Source organism: Streptomyces sp. HSW2009 (genome assembly GCF_040240285.1).
GTDB lineage: Bacteria > Actinomycetota > Actinomycetes > Streptomycetales > Streptomycetaceae > Streptomyces.
Genome location: NZ_JBEHZD010000204.1, coordinates 1 through 12,267 on the forward strand (window position 1 = coordinate 1; position 12,267 = coordinate 12,267).

A 12,267-nucleotide genomic window follows, 5' to 3' on the forward strand; every position below is an offset into this window, starting at 1 on the left:
GGGGGGGGGGGGGGGGGGGGGGGGGGGGGGGGGGGGGCCCCCCGGGGGGGGGGCGGGGGGCGGCGCGGGGGGGGGGGGGGGGGGGGGGGCGGGGGGGCCCGCACGTCGCCGGCCGCAGGGCATCGCCTGGCCGGCCAGAGGGCACGTCGCATCGCCCGTCACGGCGCCGGTCGGGGCGCCGGTCGGTCGGCACCGTCAGCGCCGGCCGTCGGGTCCACGGGGCGTACGGGAAGTACGGGGCGCAGGCCGAGCCCCGGGCGCTCCGGCGCGCGGACCGTGCCGTCGGTGCCGCCGATGCCCGTCCACGGGTCGGCGGCGAGCAGCAGATGGCCGTCCAGGTCCACCCAGCGGGCCCGGTCGGCGATGTGTACGGCGGGGGCGATGCCGAGCGAACTCGCGGTGAGGCAGCCGAGCATGAGGGCGGTGCCGCTGCCCGCGACGAGGTCGGCGATGCGCAGCGCCGCGTACACGCCGCCGCACTTGGCGAGTTTGACGTTGACCCCGTGCACCCGCCCGGCCAACCGGCGTACGTCCTCGTGCGTGACGGCGTCCTCGTCCGCGATGACGGGCACCGGCGAGTCGGCGGCGAGCGCCGCCAGCGCGTCCGGGTCGCCGGGTGCGGTGGGCTGTTCGACGGCGGCCACGCCGATGGCGGCGTACCGGGGCAGCAGGACGCGCGCCTCGGCCGCGGTCCAGGCCCCGTTCGGGTCGAGCAGCAGCCGCACGCCGGGGGCCGCGGCCCCGATGGCGCGCACCCGGGCCAGGTCGGCCTCCGGGTCGGCGCCGCCGACCTTCACCTTGAGCGTGCGGAAGCCGTGTGCGGCCAGGCGGCGGGCGGTCTCGGCGGCGTGGTCCGCGGTGCTGATGCCGAGCGTGCGGGCGGGGCCCGCGACCGGTGCGGCGGGGGCGCCGAGCAGCCGGTGTACGGGGGTGCCCGCGCGCTGGCCGACGAGGTCGAGCAGGGCCGCTTCGACGGCGGCGACCACGGCCGGCGGGGCGTCGGCCGCGGGCAACTCCCCCACCCGCAGCGCGTCGAGCGCGCTCTGCGGGTCGCCGTGCCGGGCAAGGTCGCGCGAGGCGTCGGCCAGCAGGCGCCCGATGGTGCGCGCGTCGAGCCCGAAGTAGGTGCTGGCGACGGCCTCGCCGTGGCCGTACGAGCCGGCGTGTTCGATGGTGAGCCACACCGCGTCACGGGCGGCCATGACCGAGCGGGAGATGCGCAGCGGCTCGGCGAGGTGCAGCGTGGTGGTGCGCACGGTGGTTCTCACGGGGCGGTCTCCAGGGGGTCGATGACCGTGCGGCAGCGCGCCCAGCCGGTGGCTTCCACGGCCGTGGGGTGCGGGATCTCGACGGGGCGGGTGGCGGCGCGGGCCGGGTCGATGCCGTGGGCCGTGGTGAAGGCGTCGTCGTAGATGCTGGCGAGGTAGCGGTGCGGGCCGTCGGGGAAGACGGTGGCGACCACCGCGCCGGGCTGTACCCGGGCGGCCCAGGCGGCGACCCGGGCGACGGCCCCGGTGCTCCAGCCGCCGCTGACGAAGTTGGACCTGGCCAGCCGCCGGCAGGCGTCGGCCGACTCGGCCGGCCCGACCCAGTGCACCTCGTCGAAGGCGCGGTAGGCGACGTTGCGCGGATGGATGCTGCTGCCCAGGCCGCGCATCAGGCGTGGCCTGGCGGGCTGGCCGAAGATGGTGGAGCCGGTGGCGTCCACGCCGATCAGTCGCAGGGCCGGCCACTGCCGGCGCAGCGGTCCGATCATCCCGGCGCTGTGTCCGCCGGTGCCGACGCTGCACACCAGGACGTCGAGGTGGTCGAGTTGGCCGGCGAGTTCGGCGGCCAACGAGGCGTAGCCGGCGCGGTTGTCGGGGTTGTTGTACTGGTCGGGCCAGTACGCGCCGGGCAGGGCGGCGCGCACCTGGCGGAGCCTGGCGATGCGGGCGGCCTGCCAGCCGCCGCGGGGCGCGGGCCGCTCCACGATCTCCAGCCGGGCGCCGTGGGCGCGCAGCAACTGCCGCATGGCGGGTTCGAGTTCGGCGTCGCAGACCAGCACCACCGGGTGGCCGATGGCCTGGCCGGCGAAGGCGAGGCCGATGCCGAGGGTGCCCGAGGTGGATTCCACGACGGGCGCGCCGGGGGCGAGTTCGCCGCGTTCGCGGGCGCCCAGCAGCATGGCGACGGCGGCCCTGGCCTTCATTCCGCCCGCGCCGAGCCCTTCGAGCTTGGCGAAGAATCCGGGGTGCGGTCCTGGCAGTGCAGCGGTGATGCGGGCGAGCGGGGTGCGGCCGATGAGCGCGAGGAGTTCGGGCCTTGCAGCGGCGGCGGGGTCCTCGGCCGTCGGGGCGAGCAGCCCGGCCGCGCCGGTCAACACGGCTGTCCGTACCGGTAGATGACGCTGTCGCCGCCGTCGAGCCAGAAGAACGGGTACGGCTCGGCGCATACGGCGCTGACGCCGGCCGCCAGGAGTCTGGGCGCGATGGCGCTGCCGGTCTGGGCGAACACCACCAGTGGCTTGCCGTGGTGTGCGGCGTGTTGGCGCAGCGCCTCGAAGCTGCCGTTGCCGAGCGTCATGCCGGAGACCAGGAGGGCGTCGCAGCGGTCCAGGACGGCCGCGGCGTCGGCGTGGATGGGTTCGTCCCATTCGGTGCTGCCGCCCTTGAGGTCGCAGGGCAGGTAGCCGATACCGCGGGCGCGCAGCGCCTCAAGGAGCGAGTTGACGACGCCGACGACCAGCACCTGCCGCGCGGTGGCCGGCAGCAGGTCGGCGACGGCACGCGCGCGGGCGCGCGACTTGTCGAGCGAGGTGCCGGCCGGTAGCCGGTGCGGCCTGGCCCGTGGGTCGCGGTGGGGTGGGAAGGCGTGCAGCAGGTAGGCGTCGAGCGCGGCCACCCGGACGGCCGGCAGCCGGTGGTCGAGCAGGGTGGCGACGTCGACGCCGACGCACTCGTCGAGCGTGCCGGCGCGCAGGGCCCCGGGTTCGACGGCGCAACAACCGACGGCGCCGGCCAGCCGCAGGCTGAGCACCTCGTTGTGGTAGCCGCGGGTGCGGCCCGGGTGGCGCACGGCCTGGCTGGTGCTGAAGGCGACGGAGATCCGCTGGTGGGCGGGGTCGGGCCCGAGTTCGCCTGCGCGTACCCGGCGGAGCAGGTCGGGGTAGCCGGTGGCGGCGTGCAGTGCGGTGCTCATCGGGCCACCACCTCGGCCCGTACGCCCGCGAGCAGGTCTTCGACGCGGGCCCGGGCGCCGCCGCCGGTGGGGTCGCCGGCCATGACGTGGCCGAGGTAGCCGTTGTTGCTCGCGGTCGCCTGGACGGCGGTGCCCGGCTCGGCGAACTGGGCCTCAAGGACGCCGGGGCGCCGGGCGAGTTCGGCGGCGCCGTGCACCGTCTCCAACACGCCGCTGGCGCCGGGGACCAGGAAGCCGACGGCGGCGCTGGCAAGGCCGGTGTCTTGGGGGGTGAGGTCCGGGGTGGCGCCCAGTGCGAGGTCGCCGAGGACGGCGGCGAGGTCGATGCCGGTGACGCGGCGGACCAGTTCGGTGATGCGGTTGCCCGCCGGCCTGGGGTTGACCTCCACGATGCGGGGGCCGTCCGGGGTGAGCTTGATCTCGGTGTGCGCGACGACCCGGTCGAGCCCGAGGGCGGCGATGGCCTGCCGCGCGGTGTCGGCGGCGGCCTCGGCGGCGGCCGGGTCGAGCGCGGCCGGGAACATGTGGCCGGTCTCAATGAACGCGGGGGCGCCCGCCACGCTCTTGTCGGTGACGCCGACGACGTGGGTCAGCCCGTCGAAGGAGACGGACTCCACGCTGACCTCGGGCCCGGTCAGGAGCTCTTCGACGAGCACCTGGGGCGCGCGGCGCTGGCCGCGGGCGTTGACCGGGAAGTCGGCCAGTGCGCGGTGGGCGGCGGCGAGTTCGGCCTCGTCGTCCACGCGTCGTACGAACATCCCGGCGCACAGGTCGACGGGCTTGATGACCAGTGGATAGCCGATCTCGCGGGCGGCGGCTGCGGTGGCGGGCCAGTCGGTGCACACGGCGAAGCGGGGGCCCGGCACGCCGGCTTCCTGGAGGGCGCGCCGGGTGAGGTCCTTGCGGCAGGCGCTCCGTACGGCCTCCGGCGCGGGTCCGGGCAGTCCGAGATGGGCGGCGAGGTGGGCGGCGGTGGGCAGGTAGTAGTCGCAGGAGGTGAGGACGCCGTCGAAGCGCAGCACCGGCTGGAGCCGTGCCACCTGGGCCGTCAGCGCGTCGACGTCGTGCGTGTCCCAGGTGAGGACGTTGCGCGCGCCGAGCAGGGGGTGGCGCGTGCCCTCGGCCGCGTTGCGTAGGTAGTGGTGCAGGTCACGGGTGAGGAAGGTGAACTCGTGTCCGCCCTCGCGCAGGGCGCGTGGCAGCAGTCGGCTCATGGCTCCGACCCAGCTTTCGACCATCAGAAGATGACCCACAACTCTCCTCATTGACAGGGCACTTGGGGGGTCCGGGGCACGCCGAAGGGGGGCCTTGGGGCGGCCGGGCCTGTTGACTGGGACGACACGTTATCGATAATCATTTTCATTGTCATCTAGCTGACCCACCCTTCCGTCGACCGCCGTCCCGATTGCGAGCCCGCCGTGCCCCGCACCCCCACGCCCCCTCCGGCCCCCGCGCAGACCGCCCGCGACCACCGCGACACCAGGGCGCGCCGACGCCGCCGCGCCACCGCGACGGGCGCGGCGCTGGCCAGCGTGCTCACGCTGACCCCGGCCAGCGCGCAGCCCGCCACGGACCCCGCAACCACCGCCCACCCGCCGCTGGCCTTCGGCCCGTGCCCGGCCGACGTGCCCGCCCCGCCGCAGGGCGATCGGGTCGAGTGCGGCACGGTGCGGGTGCCGCTGCGCTGGGACCGCCCGACCGGGCCCGCCATCGCTATCGCCGTCTCCCGCGTCCGGGCCTCGGGCACCGCGGCCGAGCGACGCGGCGCGCTCCTGGTCAACCCGGGCGGGCCCGGGGGCGCGGGCCTTTCGTACGCGGTGACCAAGCGGGCCAAGCTGCCCGAGCCGGTGCGCCGCGCGTACGACGTGATCGGCTTCGACCCGCGCGGCGTCGGCCACAGCGCCCCCGTCCACTGCGGTGCGATGGGCGGCCTGTTCGACCGCCCGGGCGCCGACCCGATACCCCGCGGCGCGGCGGCCGAGCGCCGTCAGCTCAGTGCGCTGCGCCAGTTGGCCACAGACTGCGCCGCGGGCGCGGACGGGGCGCTGGACGCGCTGTCCACGGCGGCGACGGCGCGGGACATGGACGCCATCCGGGCCGCCGTCGGCGAGGGGCGCACCCACTTCTTCGGCGTCTCCTACGGCAGTTACCTGGGGGCGGCCTACGCGGCGCTCTTCCCGCACCGCACCGGCCGCCTGGTCCTGGACAGCGTGGTCGGCCCCTGGGACTGGCACGACTTCGACGTACGCCAGGCCGCGGCCCTCATCGACCAGCGCCGGCGGCTCTTCCGGTGGTGGGCGGGCGACGCCGGCAGGTACCGGCTCGGGGAGAGCGCCGGCCAGGTGGACGCGGCCTACCGGCGGGCCCGTGCCGCTCTCGCGGCGGCCCCGGTGGACGGCTTCGGCCCGGCCGAGTTCGACCGTGCGGTCTACCGGGCCCTGGCCCGCACCGAACGCTGGGCCCCGCTCGGCGACGGCCTGCGCGACTACCTGCGGACCGGCTCCGTCGCCGGGCTGCGACCCACGGCCCCGTTCGACGGCCCGGCCTCGCGCAACTACGAGGCGGCCAACCGGGTCGTCAAGTGCGCGGACGGCCCCGGGCCGAGCCCCCGGCAGGTCATCGCCGACGTGCGCGCCCTGCGGCGCCGCGACCGAGATCCCGTACTGGTCGGCCTGGAGGCCAGCGCCTGTGCCTTCTGGCACCACCGGCCGCGCCACCGCACCCCGCTCGGCGGCCGGCTCGCCACGCCGCCGCTGCTGGTGGCCAGCGAGCACGACCCGATCACCCCACTGGTCGGCGCCCGGAGCCTTGCGGCCACCCTGCCGGGGGCGCGCCTGGTCACCCTGCGGAACGACTACGCGCACGGCGTCTTCGCCAGCCGGGGCAACCCGTGCGTGGACCGGGCGGTGACCGGGTACCTGCTCGCCGGCGCCCTCCCCGCCACCGACCTGAGCTGCCGCGGCGCGGGGCTGCCGGCGCACGAGGGGCCCTGAGCGCCCGGGCCCGCGGCCCTGCGCCCTGGCCCGCGCGCGACACGCTGCCGGGCGAGAAGCGGCGCCCGCCACCCGCCGGGTGGTAGGGATGGCGCGCTCTCCCGTGGGCGAAGGCGAGGAGTGAGAGGCATGGAGTGGTTCACGGCCGATGGCTACTGGTGGAGCCGGCTGGTCTTCCAACGCGCGCTGGCCGCCCTGTACCTGACGGCGTTCCTGACCGCGGCCCTCCAGTTCCGGGCGCTGCTCGGCACGCACGGGCTGACCCCGGTGCCGCAGTTCGTGGCCCGGGTGCCCTTCCGTGCGGCGCCCAGCCTCTTCCACCTCCACTACAGCGACCGGGCGTACGCGGCGCTCGCCTGGGGCGGGGTCGCGCTCGCCGCGCTCGTCCTGGCCGGCGGCGCGGACGCGGTGCCGCTCGCGGCCGGGATGGCGCTGTGGGCCGCGCTGTGGGTGCTGTACCTGTCGATCGTGAACGTCGGCCAGACCTGGTACGGGTTCGGCTGGGAGTCGCTGCTGCTCGAAGCCGGCTTCCTCGCCGTCTTCCTGGGCAACTCCCGCGTCGCGCCGCCGGTCCTGGTGCTGTGGCTGGTGCGGTGGCTGCTGTTCCGGGTCGAGTTCGGCGCCGGTCTGATCAAGATGCGCGGCGACCGCTGTTGGCGCGAGCTGACCTGCCTGGACTATCACCACGAGACCCAGCCCATGCCGGGCCCGCTGAGCTGGTTCTTCCACCGTCTGCCGAAGCCGCTGCACCGGGTGGAGACCGCGGCCAACCACGTGGCCCAACTCCTGGTGCCGCTCGCCCTGTTCACCCCGCAGCCGGTGGCCTCGGTGGCCGCGCTGGTCATCATCGGCACCCAGCTCTGGCTGGTGCTCTCGGGCAACTTCGCCTGGCTCAACTGGCTCACCATCGCGCTGGCCGTGACCGCCGTGGACGGCGAGCTGATCGGCGACCTGTCCGGCACCGGCGCGCCACCGGACCGCGGCACGCCACCGGTGTGGTTCACGGTGCTGGTGCTGGCGGTCACGGCGCTGGTGGTGGTGCTCAGCTACTGGCCGGTGCGCAATCTGTTCGCCAGGCACCAGCGGATGAACGCCTCCTTCAACCCGCTGCACATCGCCGGCGCGTACGGCGCCTTCGGCAGCGTCAGCCGACACCGGCACGAGGTGGTCATCGAGGGCACCGACGCCCCGCCCGGCACGGTCGAGCCGCAGTGGCGGGCGTACGAGTTCAAGGGCAAGCCGGGCGATCCGCGCCGCCTGCCGCGGGCGTGCGCGCCCTACCACCGGCGGCTCGACTGGATGATGTGGTTCGCGGCGCTGTCACCCTCGTTCGCCAGGCCGTGGTTCGCCCCGCTGCTGGGCAAGCTGCTCGCGGGCGACCGGGCGACGCTGCGGCTGCTGCGCGGCAACCCCTTCCCCGACACACCACCGACGCAGGTGCGGGCCAGCCTCTACGCGTACCGCTTCACCACCTGGCACGAACTGCGCGCCACCGGCGCCTGGTGGCACCGCACCCCGGTCGGGGCCTTCCTGCCGCCGGTCACCGCGCAAACGCTGGAGGCCACGGCCCGCCGAGCCGGTCTTGCCCCACCCCACCACGAGCGCTGACCGGCCGGCCGGCCCGCGCCCTGGGCCCGGCTTCCGCGCCACCCGCCAGCGCGGCGTCAGGGCAGGTCGCGGGCGCCGAGGCGGAGGTGCTCGATGTGGTAGACGGCCTCGTCGAGCAGTTGGGCCACATGGTGGTCGTAGAGGCTGTAGACGATCCGCCGGCCCTTGCGGGAGCCGGTGACCAGGCCGAGGGCGCGGAGCAGGCGCAGTTGGTGGGAGACGGCCGACTGCTCCATGCCGACGGCCTCGGCCAATTCGGTCACCGGGCACGGGCCCTGGCGCAACCGGGTGAGGATCATCAACCGCGACGGCGTCGCCAGGGCTTGCAGCGTGGCGGCGATCGTGGCGGCGGAGTCCGCGTCGAGCAGTTCCACCGGGGTGGTTTCGCCCTTGGCTCCGCCTGTTCCGTGTCCCATACGGGTCATCGTAACCACGAGTTTTTACGAACACCTGAAGACCTCTTCATGTATTCGGCTATGGTGAGTGCCCCCGCCCGCCATCGCCCGCGAAGAGGTACGCCGCCATGGCCACCCAGCTCGTCGACGAGCCCCACGCCCCTTCATCCCCCGACGCCGCCGCCCCGCCGCCGCGCCGCACCCCGGTGGCCGCGCTGCCCGAGGTGCGCTGGGCGGCGCTGGCCACCCTCGCCTTCCTCCTGGCGCTCCCGCTGGACCTGGCCGGCGCGCCCGGTTGGACGTGGGGACCGCTGTACGCGGTGTGTTACGCGGCGGGCGGCTGGGAGCCGGCCTCGGCGGGCCTGGCGGCGCTGCGCGAGCGGACGCTCGACGTGGACCTGCTGATGGTGGTGGCGGCGCTCGGCGCGGCGGGCATCGGCCAGTTCCTGGACGGCGGGCTGCTGATCGTCATCTTCGCCACCTCGGGCGCGCTGGAGGCGCTGGCGACCCGGCGTACGGCCGACTCGGTGCGCGGCCTCCTCGACCTGGCCCCGGCCACCGCCCGCCGGCTGGCCGCGGACGGCACCGAGCACCGGGTGGACGTGGCGGAGCTGACGGTGGGTGACGTGGTGCTGATGCGGCCGGGCGAGCGGCTGCCCGCCGACGGCGCGGTCACCGATGGCGCGAGCGACGTGGACCAGGCGACCATCACCGGCGAGCCGCTGCCGGCGCCCAAGCGGCCCGGCGACCCCGTCTTCGCCGGCACCCTCAACGGCACCGGCGCCCTGCGGGTGCGGGTGGAGCGCGACGCGGGCGACTCGGTCATCGCCCGGATCGTGGCGCTGGTGGAAGAGGCCAGCGAGACCAAGGCGCCCACCCAGTTGTTCATCGAGAAGGTGGAGCAGCGCTACTCGGTCGGCGTGGTCGTGGCCACGCTGGCGCTGTTCGCCGTGCCGCTGGCGTTCGGCGCGCCGTTCACCGAGACGTTGCTGCGGGCCATGACGTTCATGATCGTGGCCTCGCCGTGTGCGGTGGTGCTGGCCACCATGCCGCCGCTGCTGTCGGCGATCGCCAACGCCGGGCGGCACGGCGTGCTGGTGAAGTCGGCCGTGGTGATGGAGCGCATCGGCGAGGTCGACCGGGTGGCCCTGGACAAGACCGGCACGCTCACCGAGGGCGCGCCGCGGCTGGCCGCGGTGCACGTCGTCGGGCCGGTGCCGGGGCGGCCCGATCGGGCGGCGGCAGGGACGGCGGACGCGGCAGGCGCGACAGCGGAGGCGGGTCCGGCCGGGGTTTCCCCGGCGGACGCGGCCCTGGCCCTGGCCGCAGCCGCCGAGCAGCCCAGCGAACATCCGCTGGCCCGGGCCGTGGTGGCGGCAGCGCGGGCCCGCGGCCTCACCCTGGAGCCGGCGCACGACTTCGACTCCGCCCCCGGCAGCGGGGTGCGCGCGCTGGTCGCGGGTCAGCGGGTACGGGTCGGCAGCCCGGCCGCGACGCTCGGCGAGAGGGCCGGCGGCCCGGCGCCCTCGGGTGGGTCGCGGGTGGGTGTGCCGTTGGGTGTGCCACAGGTGGACACGTCACAGGTGGGTGTGTCGCCGGTGGGTGTGCCAGAGGTGGGCGCGCCGCCGGTGGGCGCGCCACAGGTGGGTGTGTCGTCCATGAGCGCGGACCCGCCCGGGGCGGCGGAGGCGCGCCAGGTGGCGGAGGCGCGCCGGATGGTGGCGGCTGAGCAGGAGGCGGGCCGTACCGCCGTCGTCCTCACGGTGGCCGACCGCCCGGTCGCGGTGCTGGCCGTCGAGGACCGTACGCGCGCGGGCGCGGGCGCTGCGGTCGCCGCACTGCGCCACCTCACCGGCGCCGAGCCGGCCCTGCTCACCGGCGACAACGAGCGCGCCGCGCGCCGGCTCGCCACCGACACCGGCATCACCGACGTGCGCGCCGAACTCCTGCCCCAGGACAAGGTCGCGGCGGTCCGCGGCTGGCAGGAGGCCGGGCACCGGGTGCTCGTGGTCGGCGACGGCGTCAACGACGCGCCGGCGCTGGCCGCCGCGGACAGCGGCCTGGCCATGGGCCGGGCCGGTTCCGACCTGGCCCTGGAGACGGCCGACGCGGTGGTCGTACGCGACGAACTCGGCACGGTGCCCGCCGTGGTGGCACTGTCCCGGCGGGCCCGCCGGGTGGTGCGGCAGAACCTGGTGATCGCCGCCGTGTGCATCGGGGCGCTGGTGATCTGGGACCTGGCCGGCCACCTGCCCCTGCCGCTCGGCGTCGCCGGCCACGAGGGCTCGACCGTCCTGGTCGGCCTGAACGGGCTGCGGCTGTTGCGCGGGGCGCAGTGGCGGCGAGGGGCGACAGGCTGAGGGTTGGTGGGAGTGGGGTGGGGGCGGCCGATTGCGGTGGTTGCGGAGTTGCGGCCGTCCGCGGGCCGGGGGCGGCGTACGGGGTGACCGCGACGGCGAGCGGCCAAGCCACGGGCACGGGGTGCGGGTGTGAGGCGCCGAGCGTGGGACACAGGGCGTGGGCTGTGAGGCGCCGAGGGCGGAACGCGGGCCAGGGCATGGCGTACGAGTAGCCGCGCCGGCGAGCGGCCATCCACGGGCGCGGGCGCGGAGGGCGGGACCCAGCGTGGGGTGGGCACCGGGTGTGGCGTGTGAGGCGCATGGCGCGAGATGCGCGGCACAGAGTTCGGGGCGCAGAGTAGGGGATGCGAGGCGCGAGGCGCGGCGCACGGGGCGTGGCTGAGGTGCGGGCCGGGGCGGTTCGGGGCAAGCTCGACGACGGCACCCGGGCGCCGGGGCGCCGGGCCGGACGGCGACGACGACGGCCGACGTGACGGGCGGCCGGGAGACGGGCCACCCCGGTGCGCCCAGACCGTCAAGGCCGTCGAGATCGTCACGACCGCCGCGACCCGCGAGGGCAGAGCACTGACCACGAACGGCCCGGCCGCACGACGCCGGGGGCGACCGCCGCGGCTGTCCCGCGCGCGGATCGTCGCCGCGGCCCATCAGATCCTGCGCACCGAGGGCGCGGCGCAGTTGACGATGCGCCGGCTGGCCACCGCGCTGCACAGCACGCCGACGGCGCTGTACCACCACGTGGCCGACAAGGACGCGCTGTTGGTCTCGGTGCTGGAACACGTGGCGCGCACGCTGCCACGCCCCGACCTGCCCGCCGACCCGCGGCAACGGGTGCTGGCGGCCTGCGCCCTGATGCACCGGGCGTTCCTGGCCGACCCGTGGATGGTGCCGATCGTCGCCCGCAGCCAATCGGTGGGCACGTCGGCCGGCTGGCTCACCGAGGAGGTCGTGGCCGCGCTGACGGAACTGGGCCTCAGCGACGAGCGGGCCTTCTGGGCCTGCCAGACCCTCTGCTACTTCACCGCCGGCCAGGCCCTGTCCACCGCACCGGAGCACCGCTCGGACGACGACCGGCCCCGCCCGGACTACGTCGCAGCGGCCACGTCCGACCAGGAGTCGCCCCCACTCCCCCACCTGTCCCAACTGGCCGACCGCTCAAGACGGTTGACGGACACGTACAGCTACGAACTCGGCGTCACGCACATCGTGGACGGGGCCCTGGCACAGGGCGGTTAGGGCACGGTTCGAACCGCCCCGGCGGGTGGCAGAGCAGGACGAGGGCGCCCCGGTCCGCCCGCGCCCGTCCCGGTGGCGCCACCGCGGCGGGCCCGTCCAGCCGGCGTCGCGCGCGCCCGCACGACGGCCCACAGCACCAGCGGGGACGGCGCCAGCGAGGACGGCACCAGCGGCGGGCGGGGGCGGCTGCTGGGCCCCGCTGGTCATCGCACAGCACTCACCCGACCGTACGAACCGTACGAACGCGCTGCACACTGCCGCGCCGATCCCGCGCTCCCCGACCCGCAACGACCACAGCCCTCAGCGACCGCAGCCCTTTAACGACCGCGGGGGGGGGGGGGGGGGGGCGGGCGGGGGGGGGCGGCGGGGCGCGCGCCGGGCGGGGGGGGGGGGGGGGGGGGGGGGGGGGGGGGGGGGGGGGGGGCGGCGGGCGGCGGGCGGCGGTACGCAACGGACACGGGCCAGCCGTGACGCGGAGCGGGATCGACGCGGGGGGCA

At 76.2% G+C, this 12,267-nt stretch carries 10 protein-coding genes; 4 read left to right on the plus strand and 6 right to left on the minus strand.

Annotated elements, in window-relative coordinates; genetic code table 11:
* Nucleotides 1-158 precede the first annotated feature (158 nt).
* Genes AAHZ94_RS16885 through AAHZ94_RS16900 form a run of 4 tightly spaced genes read right to left on the minus strand, consistent with a single transcriptional unit; the run spans nucleotide 159 to nucleotide 4,433 of the window.
* Nucleotides 159-1,268, minus strand: a complete 1,110-nt coding sequence (locus AAHZ94_RS16885; protein WP_349993726.1) for an enolase C-terminal domain-like protein — start codon at nucleotides 1,266-1,268, stop codon at nucleotides 159-161.
* Entirely contained in the window at nucleotides 1,265-2,365 is a 1,101-nt protein-coding gene (locus AAHZ94_RS16890) for a PLP-dependent cysteine synthase family protein (RefSeq protein ID WP_502964695.1), read from the minus strand. The genes AAHZ94_RS16885 and AAHZ94_RS16890 overlap by 4 nt, the downstream gene beginning before the upstream one ends.
* A complete protein-coding gene (locus AAHZ94_RS16895; protein ID WP_349993727.1) occupies nucleotides 2,359-3,180 on the minus strand; it encodes a Rossmann-like domain-containing protein in 822 nt (273 codons plus the stop codon). Before AAHZ94_RS16895 ends, AAHZ94_RS16890 begins: the two co-directional genes overlap by 7 nt.
* Nucleotides 3,177-4,433 carry an ATP-grasp domain-containing protein gene (locus tag AAHZ94_RS16900; protein WP_349993728.1) on the minus strand — a complete coding sequence of 419 codons (1,257 nt, stop codon included), beginning with the start codon at nucleotides 4,431-4,433 and terminating at the stop codon, nucleotides 3,177-3,179. The genes AAHZ94_RS16895 and AAHZ94_RS16900 overlap by 4 nt, the downstream gene beginning before the upstream one ends.
* Nucleotides 4,434-4,598: 165 nt before the next feature.
* Here AAHZ94_RS16900 and AAHZ94_RS16905 point away from each other — a divergent pair, with 165 nt between their 5' ends.
* Together AAHZ94_RS16905 and AAHZ94_RS16910 are read left to right on the plus strand one after the other, a co-directional pair.
* A complete protein-coding gene (locus AAHZ94_RS16905) occupies nucleotides 4,599-6,173 on the plus strand; it encodes an alpha/beta hydrolase (protein WP_349993729.1) in 1,575 nt (524 codons plus the stop codon).
* A 129-nt stretch (nucleotides 6,174-6,302) separates the two neighbouring features.
* On the plus strand, nucleotides 6,303-7,781 hold the full coding sequence (locus AAHZ94_RS16910) for a lipase maturation factor family protein (RefSeq protein WP_349993730.1): 1,479 nt from the start codon (nucleotides 6,303-6,305) through the stop codon (nucleotides 7,779-7,781).
* 56 nt (nucleotides 7,782-7,837) lie between these two features.
* Here the strand turns inward: AAHZ94_RS16910 and AAHZ94_RS16915 are convergent, their stop codons facing one another.
* Entirely contained in the window at nucleotides 7,838-8,197 is a 360-nt protein-coding gene (locus tag AAHZ94_RS16915; protein WP_349993731.1) for an ArsR/SmtB family transcription factor, read from the minus strand.
* Between the two features lie 107 nt (nucleotides 8,198-8,304).
* Between AAHZ94_RS16915 and AAHZ94_RS16920 the strand changes: the two genes are divergently transcribed.
* Together AAHZ94_RS16920 and AAHZ94_RS16925 are read left to right on the plus strand one after the other, a co-directional pair.
* A complete protein-coding gene (locus tag AAHZ94_RS16920; protein ID WP_349993732.1) occupies nucleotides 8,305-10,536 on the plus strand; it encodes an HAD-IC family P-type ATPase in 2,232 nt (743 codons plus the stop codon).
* A gap of 309 nt (nucleotides 10,537-10,845) precedes the next feature.
* Nucleotides 10,846-11,769, plus strand: coding sequence for a TetR/AcrR family transcriptional regulator (locus AAHZ94_RS16925; protein ID WP_349993733.1), 924 nt, complete (start codon nucleotides 10,846-10,848; stop codon nucleotides 11,767-11,769).
* A 317-nt stretch (nucleotides 11,770-12,086) separates the two neighbouring features.
* Here the strand turns inward: AAHZ94_RS16925 and AAHZ94_RS16930 are convergent.
* Nucleotides 12,087-12,267: hypothetical protein (locus AAHZ94_RS16930; RefSeq protein ID WP_349993734.1), on the minus strand; the 181-nt coding region annotated here is incomplete at its 5' end.